22 protein-coding genes and 1 pseudogene are annotated in these 21387 nt (G+C 70.7%); 10 read left to right on the top strand and 13 right to left on the bottom strand.

The features are described 5' to 3' along the window. Positions 1-10: 10 nt before the first annotated feature. Together AB0K21_RS26045 and AB0K21_RS26040 are read left to right on the top strand one after the other, a co-directional pair. The gene (locus AB0K21_RS26045) at positions 11-409 is read left to right on the top strand and encodes a hypothetical protein (protein WP_343961776.1); all 399 of its coding nucleotides are present in this window, start codon (positions 11-13) and stop codon (positions 407-409) included. A 344-nt stretch (positions 410-753) separates the two neighbouring features. Continuing rightward, positions 754-1083, top strand: coding sequence for a hypothetical protein (locus AB0K21_RS26040; RefSeq protein WP_343961774.1), 330 nt, complete (start codon positions 754-756; stop codon positions 1081-1083). Positions 1084-1255: 172 nt separating this feature from the next. On the opposite strand, the gene AB0K21_RS26035 is transcribed toward AB0K21_RS26040, so the two are convergent. The 5 genes and pseudogenes from AB0K21_RS26035 to AB0K21_RS26015 form a co-directional block, all read right to left on the bottom strand. After that, positions 1256-1885, bottom strand: coding sequence for a type II secretion system F family protein (locus tag AB0K21_RS26035; RefSeq protein WP_343961772.1), 630 nt, complete (start codon positions 1883-1885; stop codon positions 1256-1258). Positions 1886-2230: 345 nt separating this feature from the next. After that, complete coding sequence (locus AB0K21_RS26030) at positions 2231-2935, bottom strand: type II secretion system F family protein (RefSeq protein ID WP_343961770.1); 705 nt, start codon at positions 2933-2935, stop codon at positions 2231-2233. Positions 2936-3249: 314 nt separating this feature from the next. Next, positions 3250-4338, bottom strand: a pseudogene (locus AB0K21_RS26025) (TadA family conjugal transfer-associated ATPase); the annotation flags it as partial. A gap of 35 nt (positions 4339-4373) precedes the next feature. Continuing rightward, positions 4374-5420, bottom strand: coding sequence for a septum site-determining protein Ssd (gene ssd / locus AB0K21_RS26020; protein WP_343961768.1), 1047 nt, complete (start codon positions 5418-5420; stop codon positions 4374-4376). Between the two features lie 944 nt (positions 5421-6364). Then, complete coding sequence (locus AB0K21_RS26015) at positions 6365-7138, bottom strand: oxidoreductase (RefSeq protein ID WP_343961766.1); 774 nt, start codon at positions 7136-7138, stop codon at positions 6365-6367. A 339-nt stretch (positions 7139-7477) separates the two neighbouring features. Here AB0K21_RS26015 and acs point away from each other — a divergent pair, with 339 nt between their 5' ends. The 4 genes from acs (at position 7478) to AB0K21_RS25995 (ending at position 11796) form a co-directional block, all read left to right on the top strand. Next, the gene (gene acs / locus AB0K21_RS26010; protein ID WP_343961764.1) at positions 7478-9463 is read left to right on the top strand and encodes an acetate--CoA ligase; all 1986 of its coding nucleotides are present in this window, start codon (positions 7478-7480) and stop codon (positions 9461-9463) included. A gap of 457 nt (positions 9464-9920) precedes the next feature. After that, positions 9921-10388: a phage holin family protein gene (locus AB0K21_RS26005; protein ID WP_030924203.1), complete on the top strand. Its 468-nt coding sequence runs from the start codon at positions 9921-9923 to the stop codon at positions 10386-10388. Next, positions 10385-11308 carry an alpha/beta hydrolase gene (locus tag AB0K21_RS26000; protein ID WP_343961760.1) on the top strand — a complete coding sequence of 308 codons (924 nt, stop codon included), beginning with the start codon at positions 10385-10387 and terminating at the stop codon, positions 11306-11308. The genes AB0K21_RS26005 and AB0K21_RS26000 overlap by 4 nt, the downstream gene beginning before the upstream one ends. 89 nt (positions 11309-11397) lie before the next feature. Then, complete coding sequence (locus tag AB0K21_RS25995) at positions 11398-11796, top strand: DUF309 domain-containing protein (RefSeq protein ID WP_364153929.1); 399 nt, start codon at positions 11398-11400, stop codon at positions 11794-11796. Here the strand turns inward: AB0K21_RS25995 and AB0K21_RS25990 are convergent, their stop codons facing one another. Beyond that, positions 11797-12993, bottom strand: a complete 1197-nt coding sequence (locus AB0K21_RS25990) for a MarP family serine protease (protein ID WP_343961755.1) — start codon at positions 12991-12993, stop codon at positions 11797-11799. It lies immediately after the preceding gene. Between the two features lie 72 nt (positions 12994-13065). Between AB0K21_RS25990 and AB0K21_RS25985 the strand changes: the two genes are divergently transcribed. Continuing rightward, positions 13066-13617: a HEAT repeat domain-containing protein gene (locus AB0K21_RS25985; RefSeq protein ID WP_343961753.1), complete on the top strand. Its 552-nt coding sequence runs from the start codon at positions 13066-13068 to the stop codon at positions 13615-13617. On the opposite strand, the gene AB0K21_RS25980 is transcribed toward AB0K21_RS25985, so the two are convergent. Both AB0K21_RS25980 and nth read right to left on the bottom strand, forming a co-directional pair. After that, positions 13567-14211 (bottom strand): CoA pyrophosphatase, encoded by a 645-nt coding sequence (locus AB0K21_RS25980; protein WP_343961751.1) that lies wholly within the window; start codon positions 14209-14211, stop codon positions 13567-13569. The genes AB0K21_RS25985 and AB0K21_RS25980 overlap by 51 nt on opposite strands. Before the next feature lie 118 nt (positions 14212-14329). After that, on the bottom strand, positions 14330-15049 hold the full coding sequence (nth, locus tag AB0K21_RS25975) for an endonuclease III (protein WP_364153924.1): 720 nt from the start codon (positions 15047-15049) through the stop codon (positions 14330-14332). Positions 15050-15136: 87 nt separating this feature from the next. Here nth and AB0K21_RS25970 point away from each other — a divergent pair, with 87 nt between their 5' ends. Continuing rightward, positions 15137-15817, top strand: a complete 681-nt coding sequence (locus AB0K21_RS25970; protein WP_030924182.1) for a Crp/Fnr family transcriptional regulator — start codon at positions 15137-15139, stop codon at positions 15815-15817. A gap of 27 nt (positions 15818-15844) precedes the next feature. On the opposite strand, the gene AB0K21_RS25965 is transcribed toward AB0K21_RS25970, so the two are convergent. The 4 genes from AB0K21_RS25965 to AB0K21_RS25950 all read right to left on the bottom strand — a co-directional run bounded on the left by AB0K21_RS25965 (position 15845) and on the right by AB0K21_RS25950 (position 18345). After that, a complete protein-coding gene (locus AB0K21_RS25965) occupies positions 15845-16660 on the bottom strand; it encodes an MBL fold metallo-hydrolase (protein WP_343961744.1) in 816 nt (271 codons plus the stop codon). Then, a complete protein-coding gene (locus AB0K21_RS25960; RefSeq protein WP_343961742.1) occupies positions 16657-17496 on the bottom strand; it encodes an NUDIX hydrolase in 840 nt (279 codons plus the stop codon). The genes AB0K21_RS25965 and AB0K21_RS25960 overlap by 4 nt, the downstream gene beginning before the upstream one ends. A gap of 238 nt (positions 17497-17734) precedes the next feature. Then, positions 17735-18193: a RidA family protein gene (locus AB0K21_RS25955; RefSeq protein WP_343961740.1), complete on the bottom strand. Its 459-nt coding sequence runs from the start codon at positions 18191-18193 to the stop codon at positions 17735-17737. Further along, positions 18190-18345: a DUF4177 domain-containing protein gene (locus AB0K21_RS25950; RefSeq protein ID WP_012887236.1), complete on the bottom strand. Its 156-nt coding sequence runs from the start codon at positions 18343-18345 to the stop codon at positions 18190-18192. Before AB0K21_RS25950 ends, AB0K21_RS25955 begins: the two co-directional genes overlap by 4 nt. A 401-nt stretch (positions 18346-18746) precedes the next feature. On the opposite strand from AB0K21_RS25950, the gene AB0K21_RS25945 reads away from it, so the two are divergent. Continuing rightward, positions 18747-19751 carry an ArsA-related P-loop ATPase gene (locus AB0K21_RS25945; RefSeq protein ID WP_343961736.1) on the top strand — a complete coding sequence of 335 codons (1005 nt, stop codon included), beginning with the start codon at positions 18747-18749 and terminating at the stop codon, positions 19749-19751. After that, positions 19748-20875, top strand: coding sequence for an ArsA family ATPase (locus tag AB0K21_RS25940; RefSeq protein ID WP_343961734.1), 1128 nt, complete (start codon positions 19748-19750; stop codon positions 20873-20875). The genes AB0K21_RS25945 and AB0K21_RS25940 overlap by 4 nt, the downstream gene beginning before the upstream one ends. 113 nt (positions 20876-20988) lie before the next feature. Here AB0K21_RS25940 and AB0K21_RS25935 read toward each other — a convergent pair whose 3' ends face one another. Then, positions 20989-21285, bottom strand: coding sequence for a WhiB family transcriptional regulator (locus AB0K21_RS25935; RefSeq protein ID WP_012887233.1), 297 nt, complete (start codon positions 21283-21285; stop codon positions 20989-20991). Positions 21286-21387: the final 102 nt, after the last annotated feature.

Below are 21387 nucleotides of genomic sequence, written 5' to 3'. Positions count from 1 at the left end.
TACGGGCCCCTTGATCAGGAAGGGACTCCTGAGCGGATGCGGACCCGCCTCTCCGATCACCGCCCCACCACCAACCGCCCTGGAGTACGCCCAGGACCTGGCCGCCATACTGGCCGAGATTCACCACATCCGCGCGGACGTCCACGAACTCGCCTCCGGCAACGCCATCGTCTCCGTCCATTACGGGCTGCTGGCCTACACCGACGGTGAGCGGTTCTGGTGGACCGGCCCCGAACTCAACCACGCAGGCAGCCCGCTGCTCAGCTCCGAGTTGACACTACTCGCGGCTGCCAGACAGCTCGCCGAGCACCACGCCGTCTTGCGTGACAAGGACGCTGCAGACCTGCTGCGCGGTGGGCTGCCGCTACTGGCCGACGTGATCCTGGCCGAGCATGTCGACCCGCGCTGACAGCGACGCGGCCCGAGCCGCCCAGCAGGTACAACAAACATGCCCCCACCTGGTTCGTCATGTGGAGCCTGCGCCACAGGCGCTTCGAGGCTTGGCAGTGCACCGACCCGGCGCGCTGCCACATCGTCCACGCGACCAGCGCCGCTGAGCTGTGGGGCCTCATGGAGCAGGCAGAAGCCGACCCCCGGCGGACCTCACCAGCCGCCTACACCCAGTGCGGCCAACCGTCCGGGTTTGCCACTCCCGGTGGCCCCCGAGCCCGTTCCCCGCCCTCGCGCTCTGCCACCGGACCGCCTCGAACGAACTCCGGGGCCATGTCCCTCGTCGTAGGAAAGGAGCCGATCGTGATCCCGCCCTACGACACCCCGGAAGGCGACCGACTGAACGTGACCAAGTGGCATCCCGGTGCCATCGCCGCCCTCAAGCACCTGCGTACCGAGCTTCACGCCCACCGGATCTACCCGACGATCTCCTACGACCGAGGGCAGCCTCGCCTCGTGATCAGTGCCGAGCTGAGCGTGTGGGCCGACCGCGCGGGCACGGTCTTCTGCTGGGGCACCTGCTTCCTCGAAGAGCCCGCCGACCAGGCGCCGACAGAGGACCTACCGCAGGTCGCGCGCCGCCTCGCCGGACGACTCGGGAAGCACTACGCCGAACCGGTGGACTCGCCCTGAACCACGCCGCGACACGGCGCTCCCACCTCCCGTGCCATCGCATCCCTAACTCCCCGCAGGCGGTGGTGCGCGAGCCAGGGACCGTCCGCGGGGCCAGAGACGGCCGCACACCACTCTCATCCCACGGACACGGCCCCCGATCGAAATAACGGTTTCCCAGCGGTGACGGTCGTCAGGGAAGGAGCACCTCGCCGGCGAGGCCGGCCACGACGGGGATGATGCCCAGGAAGACGAACGCGGGCAGGAAACAGAGCCCCAGGGGAGCGACCACCTGGACGCCGACCCGTTGGGCGGCCGCCGACGACGCGGCGCGGACGGCACGGCGGAAGTCGTCGGAGAGCCTGGTGAGGACGTCGGCCACCGGTGCGCCGCTGGCTGCGGCCCGGCTCATGGCACGGGCCAGCGGGGCGAGCGAGCGCTCGGCGGCCAGGGCCTGCCAGGCGCTCTCCGGTGCGGCTCCCAGTCTCAGTTGGCCACTCACCCAGGCCAGTCTCTCGCCCAGTGGTCCCGCGATCGCCTCCGCCGTGACGTCGACGGCTCCGGTGATCGGCTGGCCCGCGCGCAGGCAGGCGACCATGAGATCGGCCGCCAGCGGCAGATCCGCCGTCAACCGTCTGTGTTCCTCGCGCACTTCGGGTGACTCTCGCCTCCGCAGCACCGCCAGCGCGATCCCGGAACCCGCCGCCCCGACGACCGCTCCCGGCAGACCTCCCACGGCCAGGAACGCCGCCGGCCCCACGGCGAGGGCCGCCGCGATCTCACCCCGGCTCGGCCGCCGCCTTACCTCCGGATCACGAACCATCCCGGCGAACGGGCCGCGGGCCGTTCGCGCGACCGGATCCCGGGCCGTCCCCGTGGACAGACCTCGGCCTGTCCGCGCAAACGGGTTCCGAGCCGTCCTCACAGGCAGGTCCCGAACCGGTCTCGCGAACGGGTCTCGGACCATCCCCGTGGCCGAGAAAAACGTGGGTGCTTCGGCCTCTGGCCGTACTTTCGGAAACCCGGCCAGGTGTGCTGAGCGCCATACGCGGCGGAGCCGGTCGGCGGGTTCGCACCGGGCGATCCACAGCCGGACGGCGATTCCGGCGAGCACCACGGCAAGCAGAATGATCATTCTTTCTCCTTTCGCGATCCGGGCCAGGGGGTGTCAGCCCCGCTGGGCCCGGGCGACCAGGCGATGGGTCCACCACAGGCCACCGGCGTCGAGTGCGAGACCGACGACCAGACAGCCGACGCCCGCCGGACCGCCGAACAGGAAGTGCAGCGGGCGCATGCCGAGGCCGGCCGCCATCAGCAGACCGAGGACGGGCAGACCTGCCAGCAGGCGGGCTGTGGCGCGAGGGCCGGCGAGTTGGGCGGCGACGTCCTGGCGATGGCTCTGAGCCTCTCTCAGGGAGGCGGCGACACGATCGACAAGGACAGCCAGGCCCGCCCCCGCTGTCACGCTCACCTTCCAGCAGGCGGCCAGTGCCCGGAAGGCCTCGCCGCCCTGCTCCGGCGCCACGGCCAGTAAAGCGGCGGGTACGTCACCCCCGTCCCTCGCGGCCGCGACCAGTGGGCGCAGAGCCTCGGGATCGGGAAACCCCGCTGCCCGCACGGCCCGCGCCAGCGCGTCACCGGCCGTCCGTCCCGCCGCCAGTTCGGCGGCGAGGCCCTGACAGAGCTCGATCGACGCGACCCGCCAGGCCGCCACGCGCCGGGAGGGCCGCGAGTGAGCGGCGAACCTCTCCCGCAAAGAGGGCGAGGCGACCGGGCCGCGACGGCGCAGGCGGCCCAGGCGGGCGGTGCCGGAATCCGCACCCGTCCACAACCAGGCCGCCAGGGTGACGAGAACCAGGGCGGCCGCCGTCATGACGTCGGCTCGCCGGGACTCGGGCAGCCGGGAACGTCCGGGCGTGTCTTCCGGCGAGACGGGGGTGAGGGGACACCGGACCCCGAGGCGTCGGAAGAGACCTCTCGTGGACGCGCGGGACCCCGGGCGTCCGGACACGGGCCGCCGAGAGCCTCGAAGGCCACGGTGTCCCGGTGGGAGGCGACCGGTGGGGCCTCGGACGGCCCGTACGACCCTGGCGGGCGGGGGGACAGGTAGGGCCTGCGGCGGGGAGCCGGCGAGGCGGGGATACCGGGCGCTCGGGCTGCGAGGGCCGGTAGGCCGGGGCCGGGGCTCAACCGGCCGTCCGGAGCGAAGGTGAGGGCCGGTTCGGCCTCCACCAGTCCCGAGGGGCGGCGGATCATCATGCAGATCTCGGCGACCCGGCGGCGCCCGTCGGCGTGGTCGCGAACGAGGTGGATGACGACGTCCAGGGCCGCGGCGATCTGGCTGTGGACCGCCTCCCTGCTGAGACCCGCCGCGCATGCCAGCGCTTCCAGGCGGGGTGGCACGTCGGTCGCGGTGTTGGCGTGCAGGGTGCCGCAGCCTCCCTCGTGACCGGTGTTCAAAGCATTTAGAAGATCAACCACTTCCGCCCCCCTCACCTCGCCGACGACGAGACGGTCGGGGCGCATCCGCAGGGCCTGACGGACGAGGTCACGCAGGCCGACACCACCGGCGCCCTCAAGGTTGGCCGGGCGTGCCTCCAGGCGGACGACATGGGGATGTAGCGGTCTCAGCTCGGCGGAGTCCTCGACCAGCAGCAGCCTCTCCCCGGGATCCGCCAGGGAGAGCAGGGCCGACAGCATGGTCGTCTTGCCGGTCCCCGTACCCCCGGTGACCAGGAAGGCGATCCTCGACTCGATCACCGCGGTGAGAACGGCGACGCTTTCCGCCCCGATCGCGCCCGCCTCGACCAGATCGTGCAGGGTGAGGGTGCGCCGAGGCGGGAGTCGCAAGGACAGGCAGGTGCCGTTGGGCGCCACGGGCGGCAGGACGGCGTGCAGCCGGACACCTCCCGCCAGGCGGGCGTCGACATAGGGACAGGCGTCGTCGAGACGTCTGCCCGCGGCGGAGGCGAGCCGCTGCGCGAGCCGCCGGAGCGCGTCCTCGTCGGGGAAGACGACCGAGGTCAGGCGCAGCCCGTTCCCGTCGTCGACCCACACCTCGCGCGGGCCGTTCACCAGCACATCGGTGACCTGGGCCTCGGCCAGCAACGGCTCCAGTGGACCCGCTCCGATGAGATCGGCGCACAGGACCCGGGCCACCGCCAGGATCTCCGCGTCGCCGAGCATCGCCCGTTCGGCCCGCAGCGCTACCGCGACGTGCGCGGCACTGGGCTCGACTCCCGTCCTGGCCAGCCGCACCCGGACCGCCTCCACCAGCTCCGGCGAAACCGCTGGCGCGCGCTCGGCCCGTTTCACCTGTCCGCCCCGAGCCGCTCGTGCAGGAAAGCGGCGCAGAACCGTCCGAGAGAGGTGCGACGGCCGAGTGGGGGAACGTCCCCCCGATCAAGCGCGGCGGCGAGGCGAGGCTGGTCGGGGAGGCTACCGCCGTGCGGAACGCCGAGCGAGCCCGTCACCACGTCGTCGTTCAGGACCCCGCTGCGCACAACCGCCCGCACCTCACCGGTGTGCTCGCGCAAGGAGGCCAGCACCTGTGCCGCAGCGAGCACGCCGCGCACGTCGGCGGTGACGACCAGGAGGGTGGTGCCGGCTCGGCCGAGCGCCTCCACCGCGGCCTGGTCGAGGTGGCGCGGCAGGTCGACGACCACCAGCTCGAAGCCCCTGCGCCCCGCTTCGAGGACCGAGCGCATCGCCTCGGCCGGGATCGGCTCGACCTCGCCCCGGCTGAAGGAGAGCAGCGTCAGTCCCGCGAAGGTCGGCAGGGCCGCCTGGAGCGCCGTGCAGCTGACCCTGCCCTCGCGGGCGACCAGATCCGACCAGCGCGCTCCGTCGGACTCCTCCTGGCCAAGAAGGAGATCCAGTCCTCCGCCGAGCGGGTCGGCGTCGATCAGAAGGGTGCGGATGCGTCGGCGGGACGCGGCCAGCGCCAGCGAGCCCGCCAGCACGCTGGCCCCGGCTCCGCCGCGCCCGCCCGCGACGCAGACCACGAGTCCCGGCTTGGCGGGTGGCTCGACGACGTCTGCGAACTCGTCGACCAGCCGACGCTCCGCGGCGGGCAGCTCCAGCACGGCCTGGGCGCCGACCGCGACGCACCTGCGCCATGTGTCGGGGTCGTCGCAGGTTCGGGTGACCAGGAGGACACGGGGGCGAGGTGGCGGTCCGGTCGAGGCCAGCGCGTCTGCCATGTCGTCACCGACGACGACCAGCGGAGCACGGTTCCAGTAGGGCCGGGCGTGTGCGGGCGCGTGGGCGACGTCAAGCTCGGCTCCGGCCGCGGCGGCGATGCGGAGCAGATCATCGAGCAGATCATGGTCTTCGGTGATGACCAGCGGGCGGTCCACTGATGCCTCCTGGGATGCGGGGACCCCACCCTCCGCGACGGCTCCCCGTCCGCGAGGTACCGAACGCCATACTGTGGACGACCGGCTCCGAGGTGACCCGGCCTGTGGAAAACCAGCGCCCAGAAGAAGCCGTACGAGCGCGGAAGACACCGAACACCTCAGCGGGCCGGCCTCGCACGTTCGGGTGCGTGGGCACGTCACCCCGAGAAACCGGGGCGGGAGTGACCGCTGGGAAAAGAGGCGACCCCCGCCGGGGGGAGGACGGGGGTCGCCGACCGGTCCGGCTCTGGGGGGGTAGAGCCGGTCCCGTTTCAGAAGAAAGCTTCAACGGCCAACCAGAGCATGGCAAAGGATTGCGGTGCAACCTGTGCGCAGTTACTCCGGTTTGGGGAGATACCAACTCATGCTGCCCGATCAACTCAAGTTTCGTCGAGGAGTAATCCTCAATTTCCACTAGTTTTTTTAATGTAACGATCCAGTCTCCGGATACCGCCCGATCCGGGCGCACTCCTCGCACGGGCGAACCGCGACTACGTTAAGTGATCATCACCGGAGCCCGGCCCCGCCCGCGCGAACGGCATCGGCCGGCCTCACGCGACGCAAGATGGCATACGAGTGGGTTTGCTGATTAATGTCCCTCGATCCGCAAAGGTTTTGCCCCTAGGGGTTCCCATCAGCGCGGATCGGACGTACAAAGGTTGCACGGACCATGTGTCCGGGCACGACCGCTGGGTACCCACGCGCCGTCAGCCGCGGGAGGCGCGTTGAAGCGGGCTTGTCCCGTTTCAACGATTATCAGGTGCACGCTTGGTAACCCGGTAGGAACGTGCCGACGACGGCGCCTCCTACCAGGGGCGCCGTCGGCTCGTGTGGGCAGGTGCCGGGGATGTCCGTAATCGATCACCACGAGTGATCGTACGCGCGCGGGCGGCATCCGATCGGGATCAGCCCCGCTGCATGGCCTCGCAGATCGCCGTGGCCTCGCGCACGCCCAGGGTGACCGCCGTCGCGCAGTGTCGCACCCACGCCGCGACACCCTCGGGGGTGCCGCTCAGGTACGACCGCAGTCCCTCCCCGTAGGCCGGGCCGAGTTCGAGGTGACCCACCTCGACGGCCACCAGCGATTTCGGGTCCAGGCCGAACTCCACCAGCGTCAGCCGCTCCGCCGCCCGCGCGACCAGGCCGTCCGCCGACCCGAACGGGCGCAGCACCGCCAGCTCCGCGTGCACGACGGCGGCGAGCACCAGCGCCGGCGCCTTCGAGGAGGCCGTCACCAGTTGGACGAGACCGTCCACCCGCGCCACCGCCTCCTGCGGTTCGGGCGCGGCGCCAAGACCGAGCGGATCGGACGCCTCGGCCGTGGCCCTGGGGCGGCCGAGGTCCTTGGTGAGCCCGGAGGCGGCGAGCGTGTGCAGCCTGGCCAGCACCTGGCGGGGCGCCGTACGCCAGGTCGAGCCGAGCCGCCCCAGCTCGGCCGAGACGCGCAGCGCGCCCTGTACCACCGGGTCGGTGGCCTCGGGGATGACATCGAGCGGGATGTCCACGCCCTCCAGTGCGGCTGACGCACGAGCGCCGCGCAGGGCGGACCTGGCCGACACCTCCGGGCTCTTACGCCGCAGTACGCGGTGCCCGTAAAGCCGGTCGACGGCCTTGCGCGCGTCGGTGACCGCCTCCGACACTCCGGGCATTCCTGCGATGACAGCCAATGGGTCGCTCACGCTGCCCGACCCTATCGGGGCCGCCCGGCGAGGCCTCGACCAGGCTGCGGGGTGACCTCCGGCGGCTCGGGAAAACAGCCGCGGGACCGTTCGCCGAGCGCATGCCACCGTCCGGCGCAGCGCCGTGTCAATACGCGTTGAATAACGCCGTCTACATTCCTACGGTGTCGAAAACACAACATTTCCAGAGTGGTCGTTCCCGCAAAATCAAGGCGTTTTGAAGGCCTATGAGGCCTTATCACCGATTGGTACAGACCTGTCTAGACCTCTTGTGGCGAGCACCGGTGGCCTGGTGAAGTGGGACACGACCAGTCGATAGCAGTACGTGAGGAGTGCGCAGTGGCCCCGGAGACCCCTGGTTCCGAGTCTCGTGAGACCCAGGAGACGCTGTCGAACCTGCTGAACGAGACCCGGCGGTTCGCACCTCCCGCAGGCCTGGCCGCGGCCGCGAACGTGACCGCCGACGCCTACGCGGAGGCCGAGCAGGACCGCCTCGCCTTCTGGGAGAAGCAGGCCGACCGCCTGACCTGGTCAAAGCGCTGGGACAGCACCCTTGAGTGGAACCCGCCCTTCGCCAAGTGGTTCGTCGGCGGCGAGCTCAACATCGCCTACAACTGCGTCGACCGCCATGTGGAGGCCGGTCGCGGTGACAAGGTCGCCTATCACTGGGAGGGCGAGCCCGAGGGCGACAGCCGCACGCTCACCTACGCCGACCTGCGGCGCGAGGTCTCCAAGGCCGCCAACGCGCTCGCCGAGCTGGGTGTCGGCAAGGGGGACCGGGTCGCGATCTACATGCCGATGATTCCCGAACTGCCGATCACGATGCTGGCCTGTGCCCGGATCGGAGCGATCCACTCGGTCGTGTTCGGCGGGTTCTCCGCCAGCGCGCTCAGCGGCCGGATCAAGGACGCGGACGCCAGGATCGTGGTCACCGCCGACGGCGGCTACCGCCGCGGCGCGCCCAGCGCGCTCAAGCCGACCGTGGACGAGGCGGTCGCGGAGTGCCCCGGCATCGAGCACGTCCTGGTCGTGCGGCGGACCGGCCAGGAGGTCGACCAGACCGACAAGGACGTCTGGTGGCACGATGTGGTGGACCGGCAGTCCGACGTCCACGAGGCGCTGCCGAACGACGCCGAGGACCCGCTCTACATCCTCTACACCAGCGGCACGACCGGTAGGCCCAAGGGCATCCTGCACACCACCGGCGGCTACCTCACCCAGGCCGCGTACACCCACGACGCGGTCTTCGACCTCAAGCCCGACACCGACGTCTACTGGTGCACCGCCGACATCGGCTGGGTGACCGGTCACTCCTACATCGTGTACGGCCCGCTGGCCAACGGCGCGACCAGCGTCATCTACGAGGGCACCCCGGACACCCCGCACCGCGGCCGGTTCTGGGAGATCGTGCAGAAGTACGGGGTCACCCTGCTCTACACCGCCCCGACGGCCATCCGCACGTTCATGAAGTGGGGCGACGACATCCCCGCCAAGTACGACATGTCTTCTCTGCGGATCCTGGGCAGCGTCGGCGAGCCGATCAACCCCGAGGCGTACGTCTGGTACCGCGAGCACATCGGCGGCAACCGCACCCCGGTCGTCGACACCTGGTGGCAGACCGAGACCGGCGCCATCATGATCAGCCCGCTGCCCGGCGTCACCGAGGGCAAGCCCGGCGCGGCCATGCGCCCGCTGCCGGGCATCACCGCCGACGTGGTCGACGACCAGGGCCGAAGCGTCGGCAACGGCGGTGGCGGCTACCTCGCGATCCGTGACCCGTGGCCGTCGATGCTCCGCACGATCTGGGGCGACGACCAGCGCTACATCGACACCTACTGGTCCCGCTTCGAGGGCATGTACTTCGCGGGCGACGGCGCCAAGAGGGACCAGGACGGCGACATCTGGCTGCTCGGCAGGGTGGACGACGTCATGCTCGTCTCCGGGCACAACATCTCCACCACCGAGGTCGAGTCGGCGCTGGTCTCCCACCCGAAGGTCGCGGAGGCGGCCGTGGTCGGGGCTACCGACCCGGTGACCGGGCAGGCCATCGTTTCGTTCGTGATCCTGCGCGGCAACGCCGAGGAGGGGGCGGACATCGCCGCCGAACTCCGTGCCCACGTGTCCAGGACACTGGGCCCGATCGCGAAGCCCCGCCAGATCCTGGTGGTGCCCGAGCTGCCCAAGACCCGCTCCGGCAAGATCATGCGGCGGCTGCTGCGCGACGTGGCGGAGAACCGCAGCATCGGCGACGTCACCACCCTGGCCGACAGCACGGTGATGAATCTCATCTCGGAGAAGCTGCCCAGCGCCAAGGGCGAGGACTGAGCGAACCCGAGAACCCGGGTGGGTCAGTGCCCCTGGCCCACCCGGGGCCGGCTCCTCATCGCCGCCGCGATGTTCGTCGATCCGCCGCCGGGGTAGCCCCCGGCCGTGACAACCTCCCCACCGGTGTCGTCCGGCGCCGGAACCGAAACGGCCCGCCGCCGCCCTGACCGAGGGCGACGGGCGGAAGACCAGCCGGAGATCCTCCGCGCCCCACCGCCTCGAAGGCGCGCCCGGCGGCGCGGATTCCCACCGCAGGACGGCCGGGACCTCACCAACCCGGTACGGCCGGACTAAAGTCTGAAGTCTTGACGACGCAGATATTCGATGACACATGCGCGATTACCACAGTTGTGCCCGCGACACCGGCTCCGGTGACGATCCCGCCGCAGGTGTGCGTGCACGACCGCCTCAGGGCGCAGCATGATGTTCGACAGAGGCCCTTGATAGGAGACCGTCCATGACACATATTCCGCCCGCGGAGCCACAGGAGGAGTCGCTGGGCGCCCTGGTCGCCGCGGCCAGTGACCACATATCCACACTGGTCCGTGCCGAGATCGAGTTGGCCAAGGCAGAGCTCAGGTTCGACGCCAAACGGGTCGGCGTGGCGGCGGGTCTCTTCGGCGCCGCGGCGTTCATGGCCCACCTGTGTCTGATCCTCGCCTCGTTCGCGATCGCCTACGGCCTGGTCGCCGCGGGCCTGTGGACCTGGCTCGCCTTCCTGATCGTCACGGTGTTCTATCTGATCGTGGCCGGGCTGCTGGTCTTCGTCGGCATCCGGCGGCTCAAGGGCCTGACCGGAATGCGGCGGACCCTGCACTCGCTCAAGACCATCAAGAGCGGAGCCGAGGCCGGCGCCGTTCCCACCGCTCCGGTCACGGCCGGCCAGGTGGGCAGCCATCGCGATCCGGTGAGACCGGGCCAGTGAGCAGACCCGACGAGTCCATGGTCAGGCTGGAGGGTCCGTGGACCCACCACTCGGTCCATGCCGGAGGCACCCGCTTCCACGTCGTGGAGGCCGGTACGGGCCCCCTCGTGCTGCTGCTCCACGGATTCCCGCAGTTCTGGTGGAGCTGGCGCAACCAGCTTGTCTCGCTTCCGGCAGCGGGCTACCGCGCCGTCGCCGTCGATCTGCGCGGCTACGGCGCCAGCGACAAGCCGCCACGTGGCTACGACCTGTACACCCTGGCCGCCGATGCGGCCGGGCTGGTCAGGGCGCTGGGCGAGAGCTCCGCGATCGTCGTCGGCCACGACTGGGGCGGACTGCTCGCCTGGACCATGGCCGTGAAGGACCCGAAGGCGGTCCTGCGGCTGGTCACCGTCTCCGCACCACACCCCCGACGGCTCCGCACCGCGCTGTTCACCGAGCCGTTCGGCCAGTTCAGGGCGGCTCGCTACGCGCTGGGATTCCAGCTGCCGCTGCTCCCCGAGCGGCGCCTGACCGCCGACTCCGGCGCCATGGTGGGACGGTTGCTGGAGAAGTGGTCGGCTCCCGGCTGGCCGCAGGAGGAGGTGGCGAAGACCTACCGCGACGCGTTCCGCATCCCCAACGTCTCGCACTGCGCGCTGGAGTACCACCGCTGGTTCGGCCGCTCCCAGCTCCGCCCGGACGGGTGGCGCTACGCGAAGACCATGCGCGCCCAGATCAACGTACCGACTCTGCAGGTGCACGGCGCGTTCGACCGGCACGTCCTGCCCCGCACCGCCCAGGGCTCGGGCCGCTACGTGGCCGCCCCCTACCGGTGGCGGCTGATCGAGGGCGCCGGGCACTTCCCGCACGAGGAGTGCCCGGAGGAGTTCGACGCCGAGCTCGTCACCTGGCTGTCCGATCCGGAGCCCGACGGGTGAACGGGCGAGACCGGGACGCCGACGGGAGGCCGCGCAACCGGCGTCCTCGCGACGCGTTCGGAAGGCCGCTTCCGTACGGCGCGGAAGGCGTGGCACGCATTCCGGACGACTACGCGCCGAGCGCGGAGGAGGCCCTCTCCGAGGCCCACAGGCTGCTCGGCGAGGGACGCCCGTTCCACGCCCACGAGGTGCTGGAAGGCCGCTGGAAGAACTCCCCCGCCCAGGAGCGCGAGCTGTGGCAGGGGCTGGCGCAGATCTGCGTGGGCCTCACCCACCTGCAGCGGGGCAACCGCGGCGGAGCCGCGACGCTGTTCGCCCGGGGCGCCGACCGGATCAGCCGGTACGGCACGCCGTACGAGGAGATGGCGGTGGCGGCCGGAAGGCTGGGCGACCTGGACGCCGAAACGGCCATCGCGGTGATCAGAGACCTGATCCGGTGTCTGGTTCCCCCCGAGGGAGCGAATCCAAGTGGGACGTCCGTGGCCTGATCAGCTCCGGGTGCACTCCTGGGTGTTCACCCGGTTGGACAGCCTGGAGCCGTCTTCGGCGTCCGGTGCCACTTCGGCGGCGGTCAGCACGAAGCCGGTCTCCGCCCTGTCGGTGGCCGCCGCGAAGACGACGCCGTAGACCTTGCCGTCGGTGGTGAGCAGCGGCCCGCCGGAGTTGCCCTGCCGGACCAGGCCGCGGATCCAGTAGACATCCCGGTTGACGGTCTTGTGCTCGTAGATGTTGGGCCCCTGAGCCTTCTGCCGGTCCCTGATCCTGGCCGGCTCCATGGTGTAACCCTGGCCGTGCGGGAAGCCCGCGACGATGGCGTCGTCGTCCTTCTTGGCTGTGCCGTCGAAGCGCAGGATCGGCAGGTTCAGGTTGGGGACACGCAGGATCGCGATGTCCCTGTCGGGGTTGTAGAGCACGACCTGGGCCGAGTGGACGTTGTTGAGATGGTCGATGACCTGAAGGTCCTGGTCGACCCCGGCGACCACGTGCGCGTTCGTCATGATCTTGTCCTGGGCGTAGACGAACCCGGTGCCCTCGATGTGCTTGCGGCAGCTGGAGGCCACGCCCTGGACCTTGACGATGCCCCGGCGGGCCCGGGTGAGTTGTGCGCTCTTCGGCACGCTCCGGTCGGGTGGCGCGACCTCGACGAACTGGCCGCCCGCTATGCCGTCGAACACCCTGGGAAAGCCGGAGGTGTCGATGAAGTCCCTGAAGGGCTTCTGCAGGTCCCTGGCCAGCTTCGGCATCGTCTGATCGACCGTTTTGATCAGCAGGGACTTACTGACCTGCTCCCCGAGCAGCGTGAACTGCGAGGAGGTGATCAACGAGCCGATCAGCCACGCGATGATCAGCACCGAGAAGGCGCTCGCGAAGGTGCCGCCGACCGCGTCGACGACCTTGGCGGGTTCCCAGGTGACATGGCTGCGGACCACCGCGCCGATCGTCGACGACGCGAACTGACCGATCGTGGCGGCGAGGAAGACGATGACGATCGCCAGCAGCGCCCGCTCGGTCTCACCGTCGACCACCGCTCCGGCGATGGGCGGGGCGATGAACATGCCCAGCAGGCCACCGCCGACAAAACCGACAAAGCTCAGAGCCCCGATGATGAACCCCTGGCGGTATCCCGACACCGCGAAGGCCACCATCAGGGCGATCAGGATGAGGTCGAGGAGATCACCGCTCACTCCCTTACGGTATCCAGCCCCTGCCCCGCGCGTGCACACCTTCTGCGAGGTCTCTGCGGTTATCGTGGCCGGATGGCGATGATCGGAGGAGCGGCGACCGTGGCGTCTCTCATCGAGACCGCGCTACGGGAGCGAGATCAGGACGGCGCGGCCCGCTGGCGCGCGATCACCCGGCTGCAGGAACGGGGCGATCTGGAGACCTTCACCGCGGCCCGGAGACTCTGTTCGGGAAAGACCGCGGCCGAGCGGATGCTCGGGGTCGACATCCTGGGACGACTCGGCTTCGTCGACCGGACGCTGCCGGTGCTCCGCGCCCTGTCCGTCGGCGAGGACGACCGCCTGGTGCTCTACTCGGTGTTGATCGCCTTCGGCCACCTCAGGGACCGCCGCGCGCTGCCGTCGGTGATCGCCCTCTCCGAACACGCCGACCCCCGGATCAGGTACGGGGCCGCCTACGCGCTGCCGAACATCATGGGCAGCCCACCCGACCCGACGGGCCTGGCCGCGTTGAGACGGCTGACCCTCGATCCCGACGGGGACGTGGCCGACTGGGCTCGCCTCGGTCTGGCCCTGTCAACGGGACGCGAGGTTGAGGACGTCGGGCGGAATGTCCTCGATCCGTGAATGATCCCAGGGAAGCTCGAAACCCGAACTGCCGAGCACGGTGTCGAGCACTCCCGCGGTGAACCCCCACACCAGCAGCCCGCGCACCCGGAACGCCGGCCCCGAGTAGCCTCTCGGATGGCGCAACCTGATCCGGTTGGCCGGATCGACGAGCTCGCGGATCGGGACCCGCTCCACCGACTCCACCTCGTCCGGCGAGGCCGCGTGGACCACGCAGGGCGTGTGCCACCAGGCCAGCACCGGGGTCACCCGGTTGTCGCTGTGACTCACGTACAGCTCGGGCATGGTCCCGATCACCCGGACGCCTGTCGGATCGAGACCGGTCTCCTCAACGGCCTCGCGCAGCGCCGCGGCGATCGGGCCGTCGTCCTCCGGGTCCACCCCGCCGCCCGGGAACGCGGGCTGACCGGCGTGTGTGCGCCCGTTCGAGCTCCGCTGGATGAGCAGCACGTCCGGGCCGAGCGGCCCCTCACCGAAGAGCAGCAGCACCGCGGCCGACCGCCCGCCGGACGCCGGCGGGCGCAACATCGAGGGCACCGGCGTTCCCGCGACCCGCTCCGCCAGCGTTTCCAACCATCCGGGAACCTCTTCCACGGGCACACCTCCGGTCCTCTGCAACACGGCGTCCCGCCCCGCGCTTCCCGGTAGCGGCGGGATGTCGGCGGATCCGCCAGTGCCCGGAGTCGGTCTTACCACAGCGGTGCGGAAAAGATCACGAGAAGGGGCCGGGGCGCACCAGCTTGGCGGCCCGGACGGGATCCGTGGGGCCGATGCCGTACGAGGGGCAGAGCGCGGCGAGCGGGCAGACTCCGCAGGCCGGCGTGCGGGCGTGGCAGACGCGGCGGCCGTGCCAGATCAGGCGGTGGGACGTCATCGTCCAGTCGCGCTTCGGGATGAGCTCGGCGACGACCTGCTCGATCTTCACCGGGTCGGTCTCCGAGGTCCAGTGGAAGCGGTGGACGAGCCGCTGGAAGTGGGTGTCGACGGTGATGCCGGGCACCCCGAAGGCGTTGCCGAGCACCACGTTGGCGGTCTTGCGGCCGACCCCCGGCAGGGTCACCAGGTCCTTGAGCCTCCCGGGGACCTCACCGCCGAAGCGCCCGCAGAGGACCTGGGCCATGCCGATGATGCTGTTGGCCTTGGCCCGGAAGAACCCGGTGGGCCGGATGATCCCCTCCAACTCGGCCCGGTCCGCACCGGCGTAGTCTTCTGCTGTGGGATATTTCACAAAAAGGGTAGGAGTGACCGTATTGACCCTTTTGTCCGTGCACTGTGCGGACAGGATCGTCGCGACCAACAGCTCGAGAGGATTGCGGAAGTCGAGCTCGCAATGGGCGTCGGGATAGGCCTCCGCCAGGATTCGGTCCATTCGCCGAGCTCGACGGACCAGAGCGAGCTGGGATTCACCACCGGGGCTGACATTGCGGGGCACCCCGACAGCCTACGCTCAAGGCCCCCCGCAGAGCCGCTCGGTGGGATGGGTCACAATGACTGCGTGAGCCGTGAAACGGGAGGCACTGTGAACTCCGACGATGTGCTGGGCAAGGCCCCTCTGTTCGCCGCGCTCGACCGGGAGAGCGCCGCCGCGCTGCGCACGAGCATCTCCGAGGTGCGCCTCGCCAAGGGACAGACCCTTTTCAGCGAGAACGAGACCGGGGATCGCCTCTACGTGGTGCTCGAAGGCAAGATCAAACTCTCCCGCACCGCGCCCGACGGCCGGGAGAACCTGCTCAGCGTGCTCGGCCCGGGTGAGATGTTCGGCGAGCTCTCCCTGTTCGACCCCCGTCCCCGCACGGCGTCCGCCACAGCGTTGACCGACGTCCTGCTGGCCGGGCTCGGACACGACGACCTGCGCCCCTGGCTGACCGGCCGTCCCGAGGTCGCCCTTCACCTGCTGCGCGCCCTGGCCCAGCGCCTCCGCCGTACCAACGACGTGCTGGCCGACCTGGTCTTCACAGACGTGCCGGGACGGGTGGCCAAGGCCCTGCTGGACCTGGCCGACCGCTTCGGCCAGCGGGTCGACGACGGCGTGCGGGTCCACCACGACCTCACCCAGGAGGAGCTGGCCCAGCTGGTCGGCGCCTCCCGCGAGACCGTGAACAAGGCACTGGCCGACTTCGCCCAGCGCGGCTGGCTGCGCATCGAGGCCAAGGCCGTGGTCATCATGGACCTGGAGCGGCTGCACAACCGCTCGCGCTGACGGGCCCCGCCCTCCGGCAGGCCCTCATCACGGCGGGGTCCGCCGGGGGCGAACCTGGCCGTCCAGATAGGCGAGCTGCGCGCGAACCGACATCTCGGCGGCGAACCAGAGGGACCTGTCCACCTCCGCGTAGACGATCTCGACGATCTCGCGGGGCGTCGTCGCCCCCTGTTCCCTGGCCTGGCGGATCTGGTCCAACCGCCGCCGCCGGTGCGCGATGTAGCCGTCGAGCGTGCCGATCGGATCGGGAAGCACCGGCCCGTGACCGGGCAGCAACGCCTCCGCCCCGACCTGCTCGGCCCTCGCCCTGAGCAGGTCCAGGGAGCGGAGGTAGTCGGCCAGATCACCGTCCGAGGCGATCACGGTGGTGCCGCGGCCGAGCACGGTGTCGCCGGTGAGGATCGCCCTGTCCCGCGGCAACCAGAAGCAGAGCGAGTCGAACGAGTGGCCCGGCGTGCCCACCACGTGCAGCTCCAGGTCCCCGACGGTGAGCACGTCGCCGTCGCCGAGCCCCTCCTCGCCCAGCCGGTGCGTGGGGTCCAGCGCCCTGACGGGCGCGCCGACCAGCCCGGCGAACCTCGCGGCACCGCCGCTGTGGTCGTGGTGCCCGTGGGTCAGCAGGATCGTGGTGACCCGGCGGCCCTCCAGATGGCCGGCGACCCGCGCCAGGTGCTCCTCGTCATCGGGGCCGGGGTCGACGACCAGCACCTCCTCACCGAGGCCGATCACCCATGTGTTGGTACCGTCCAGGGTCATCTCGGAGGGGTTGGGGGCGAGCAGGTTGAGCGCGTGCTCGGTACCCGCGCCGTCGGGCCCCTCCAGCGGGATCCGCAGCCCGCTCACCGCGAACCGCCGAACTCGTAGTCGTCGTCGAGCACGATGCGCATCTCACCGTCCACTTCGGCGATCCCGGGCATGAAGGTCACGATCTCACGCTCGGCCGCCAGCGCCTCGGAGATCTTGTCGTAGGCGCACAGCTCGGTGAGCGTGCGATGGGTCGGGGGCATCAGGAAGATCTGGCCGGCCCTCCCCTGGTCGAGCGCGTCGGCGGGCCGGACCCAGACCACCTGGTCGGCCTCGCCGCCGACGTCACGGGTGAGCTGGCCCGGCGGGAGCGCGGCGACGAAGAAGCGGGTGTCGAAGCGCTTGTTCTCGACCTCGGGAGTGATCCAGTGGGCCCAGGGGCGGAGCAGGTCGGAGCGGAGGACCAGGCCGCGCCTGCCGAGGAAGTCGGCGAAGGACAGGGTCCTGTCGATCAGGGCGAGCCGGTCGGCCTCCCAGTCGTCACCGGTGGTGTCGGCCACGACGGACTCCGCGGACGGCCCGGCCAGCAGTACCCCCGACTCCTCGAACGTCTCCCGCACTGCGGCGCACACCAGGCCCCGCGCGGTCTGCTCGTCCGCGTGGAAGACCTCACCCCAGGCCGCGGGCGAGGGGCCGGCCCAGGTGATCTCCTGGTCGGTGTCGCGCGGGTCGACCGACCCACCCGGGAAGACGTAGGCCCCGGCGGCGAAGGCCATGCTCGCCTTGCGCCTCAGTAGGTAGACCTCCACCCGGCCGGCGTTCTCGCGGAGGATGACCACGGTGGCGGCGTCTCGCGCGGGTACCGGCGCGACCCGCCCGGCCAGAATGTCGCGTGCACGCTCACCGAACTCGCCAGGAAGCGGGATACCGCCCATTTGAGACCCTCCGCCAGAACATCACTCGGTTGCCGGGTCCATCATGTGGCACGGCACCGCCCCGGACAATCGCGGGGTCCCTCCCGGCGCACCGCCCCGGCGGGTGGGGCGCCGGGAGACGGCCCCCGGCGGGCCCCACGGCATCTCCACGGCCTCCGGCGAGCTCTCCCCGCCCTCGGACCGTCGGTGTGCCCTCGCGGCCGTCAGGGCCTCGCCGGCGCCGGGTGTCCACTCGACCTCAGCGGACCTCGGCGATCACCTCGACCTCGACCGGCGCGTCCAGCGGGAGGACGGCGACACCGACCGCGCTCCTGGCGTGCCTGCCCGCGTCGCCGAGCACCGCGGTGAGCAGCTCGCTGGCGCCGTTGACGACCTGCGGCTGGCCGGTGAAACCGGGGGCGCTGGCCACGAACCCGACCACCTTGACGATCCGCACGATGTTCGACAGTCCTCCGGCCTCCGACGCGACCGCGGCGAGGGCGTTGAGCGCGCAGATCCTCGCGAGCTCGTAGGCGTCCTCGACGCCCACCTCGGCGCCGACCTTCCCGCCGGCCTTCAGCTTGCCGTCCACCACCGGAAGCTGCCCCGAGGTGTAGACGTGGTCACCCGAACGCACCGCCGGGACGTACGCCGCCAGCGGCGGCACCACCTCCGGCAGGGTCAGGCCCAGCTCCGCCAGCCTCTCCTCGGCCGTCACTGCTTGGGCCGCTTCAGGTAGGCGACCAGCTGCTCGGGGTTGGGCCCCGGCACGACCTGGACGAGCTCCCAGCCGTCCTGGCCCCAGTTGTCGAGAATCTGCTTCGTCGCATGTACCAGTAGCGGCACTGTCGAGTACTCCCATTTCGTCATGCGGGACACATTAGCGAGACGGCTCCCGGCGAGCCGCCCACTACGGGTCCGCGAGCGCCCGGCATGGCTCATGTCCCCCGCCCGGTGGGCGCCGGAGGCGGGCCGGCGGCCAGGGCGGCCCACTGTGAGAATCCACATATTTACTTTCCACGTCCGATCGATTAGCGAGAGGGCGACGCACGGCTTCCCGAGCCGTGCCTCCGGCTTCGGGCGGGTCCGGCCCCGGACCACCCGGCCCACACCGCCTTGCTGACCAGTGTGATCGGCGAAAGAGGCTCTCCGGCCGCCCCCGGGGCAGGCACCGGCTCCCGTCTCGGCCCCGCCGGGCAACGATGCCTTTTGAGTGCCACCCGGGAAGGCACCGGAGAGTTGTCAAGTAACCGTTGGGTAGCCTTCGAAAGGTGAGAGCTCGCGACACCGATTGGGACGGCGTACGCCTTCACGTCGTCACCGGCAAGGGTGGCACCGGCAAGACGACGGTGGCCGCCGCACTCGCGCTCGCCCTCGCGGCGGGCGGCGACAAGGTCCTGCTGGTCGAGGTCGAGGGCCGACAGGGGATCTCCCAGGTCTTCGACCTGCCGCCGCTGCCCTACGAGGAGCGCAAGATCGCCGTCGCACCCGACGGCGGGGACGTCTACGCGCTGGCCATCGACCCCGAAGAGGCGATGCTCGAGTACCTTGAGATGTTCTACGGCATGCGCAGGGCCGGCCGGGCACTCACCAAGATCGGCATCGTCGACTTCGCCACCACCATCGCCCCCGGTTTCCGCGACGTCCTGGTCACCGGCAAGACGAGCGAGGCCGTCCGGCGCAGGGGCAAGGACGGCCGACGGGTCTACGACGCGGTCGTGCTGGACGCGCCGCCGACCGGCAGGATCGTGCGCTTCCTCAACGTCACCAACGAGGTCGCGGGGCTGGCCAGGGTCGGCCCGATCAAGAACCACGCCGATCTGGTGAACGGCGTCGTCTCCTCTCCGGAGACCGCCGTGCACTTCGTCACGCTCCTGGAGGAGATGCCGGTCCAGGAGACCCTGGACGGCCTGGGCGAGCTCCGCACCGCCGGGCTCCCGCCCGGGGGGATCTTCATCAACATGGTCCGCGAGTCGCTGCTGCCCGACTCCGTCCTGGAGGCCGCCGCCGAGAGCCGGTTCGACCCGGCGGAGCTGGTGCTCGGCCTCAAGGCCGCGGGACTCACCGATGGCGGCTCCGCCGCGGTCACGGTGGCCGAGGCCCTGACCGAGGAGATCGCCGAGCACGCCCGCCGCACCGAACTGGAGCGCGACGAGAGGCTGGCGCTGGAGGGGGCCGCGCGCCCCCGCTACGAGCTGCCCCTACTGGCCGACGGGGTGGACCTGTCCGGGCTGTACGAGCTGGCGGAATCGATCCGCACCCAAGGAGCAGCGTGAAGACCCCTCCGGTCCTCGACCTTGACGCGATCATCGACGACCCGCACACGCGGATCGTCGTCTGCTGCGGTTCCGGCGGCGTCGGGAAGACCACCACCGCCGCGGCCCTGGGACTGCGCGCGGCCGAACGCGGCCGTTCCGCCGTGGTGCTCACGGTCGACCCCGCGCGGCGGCTGGCGCAGTCGATGGGGCTCACCGAACTCGACAACACCCCCAGGCTCGTCGTGGGCGTCGAGGGCGAGGGCCGGCTGCACGCCATGATGCTCGACATGAAGCGGACCTTCGACGAGATCATCGAGGCGCACGCCGACCCCGAGCGAGCTCGCCAGATCCTGACGAACCCCTTCTACCAGTCCCTCTCGTCCAGCTTCGCCGGCACGCAGGAATACATGGCCATGGAGAAGCTGGGCCAGCTCCGGCGGTCGGACGACTGGGATCTGATCATCGTCGACACCCCTCCGTCCCGCTCCGCGCTCGACTTCCTGGACGCCCCCGAGCGACTCGGCCGCTTCCTCGACGGCCGGCTCATCCGGCTGCTCATGGCCCCCGCCAAGGCCGGCGGGCGGAGCGCGTTCAAGCTGCTCAACGCGGGTTTCGGTATCGTCGCCGGAGCGCTGACCAAGCTGCTGGGCGCGCAGGTGCTCAAGGACCTGCAGACATTCGTGTCCGCGCTGGACGCCGTCTTCGGCGGTTTCAGGGCGCGGGCCGACCAGACCTACCGGCTCCTGCAGGCTCCCGGAACGGCGTTCCTCGTCGTGGCCTCACCCGAGCGCGACGCGATACGCGAGGCGTCCTACTTCGTGGAGAGGCTGGCCGAGGAGCGCATGCCCCTGGCGGGCCTCGTGGTCAACCGGGTGCACCGCTCGCCCGCGGCCGTGCTGTCCGGGGCGCGGAGCGCCGCCGCCGCCGAAGACCTGGAGGCGCGCGGCGAGCACGAGCTCACCTCCGCCGTACTGCGGCTGCACGCGGACCGGATGCAGCTGGCCGCTCGCGAGCAGCGCGAGCAGGAGCACTTCATCTCCGCCCACCCCACGGTGCCCGTCGCGCGGGTCCCCGCCATGTCGCAGGACGTGCACGACCTGGAAGGGCTGCGCGAGGTGGGCGACCTGCTGGCCGCCCAGTAGCCGTCGCGGTAGCCGTCACAACGGCCTGCCGGACCCCGGAGCGCGCGTTCGCCTACCCGTGACATGCGTGTACGGCTGGCGCCCGGCGCCAGCCGTACGGGATCGGCGCGAACTCAGCCGGCGATCAGCTCATTCGTCCGCTCATATTCTTCTTTGGCCAACTCCAGCAGGTCCCGCCAGGAGTCGACATCCGGCCGCCGACGCAACAGCGCTCGGCGTTCGCGCTCGGTCATCCCGCCCCACACCCCGAACTCGATGCGATTGTCCAGCGCATCGGCGAGGCACTCGGTCCGGACCGGGCATCCTCGGCAGATCAGCTTTGCTCGGTTCTGGGCAGCACCCTGAACGAACAAAGCGTCAGGATCCGCACCCTTACAGGCCGCACGGGAGGTCCAATCCGTGATCCACATTCGACCCCACTCCCCTTAGGTGGTCAGTCGTGACTTGGGCCGACGGGCGCGGGCGTCGGGCCTCGGTATTCAATTGCTGCAGAAAGAGACCGTACGCAACCA

The organism is Streptosporangium sp. NPDC049248, assembly GCF_040678965.1.
Lineage (GTDB): Bacteria > Actinomycetota > Actinomycetes > Streptosporangiales > Streptosporangiaceae > Streptosporangium > Streptosporangium fukuiense.
The sequence above is the reverse complement of the archived record's forward strand: the minus strand, read 5'-3'. Positions and strand labels throughout refer to the sequence as shown.

Bases quoted from the DNA above. Each gene is read 5' to 3' on its own strand.
- AB0K21_RS26035 (WP_343961772.1), bottom strand. From the start codon at position 1,885: ATGGTTCGTGATCCGGAGGTAAGGCGGCGGCCGAGCCGGGGTGAGATC.
- AB0K21_RS26030 (WP_343961770.1), bottom strand. From the start codon at position 2,935: ATGACGGCGGCCGCCCTGGTTCTCGTCACCCTGGCGGCCTGGTTGTGG.
- AB0K21_RS26005 (WP_030924203.1), top strand. From the start codon at position 9,921: ATGACACATATTCCGCCCGCGGAGCCACAGGAGGAGTCGCTGGGCGCC.
- AB0K21_RS25985 (WP_343961753.1), top strand. From the start codon at position 13,066: ATGGCGATGATCGGAGGAGCGGCGACCGTGGCGTCTCTCATCGAGACC.
- AB0K21_RS25960 (WP_343961742.1), bottom strand. From the start codon at position 17,496: ATGGGCGGTATCCCGCTTCCTGGCGAGTTCGGTGAGCGTGCACGCGAC.
- AB0K21_RS25950 (WP_012887236.1), bottom strand. From the start codon at position 18,345: ATGACGAAATGGGAGTACTCGACAGTGCCGCTACTGGTACATGCGACG.
- AB0K21_RS25935 (WP_012887233.1), bottom strand. From the start codon at position 21,285: ATGTGGATCACGGATTGGACCTCCCGTGCGGCCTGTAAGGGTGCGGAT.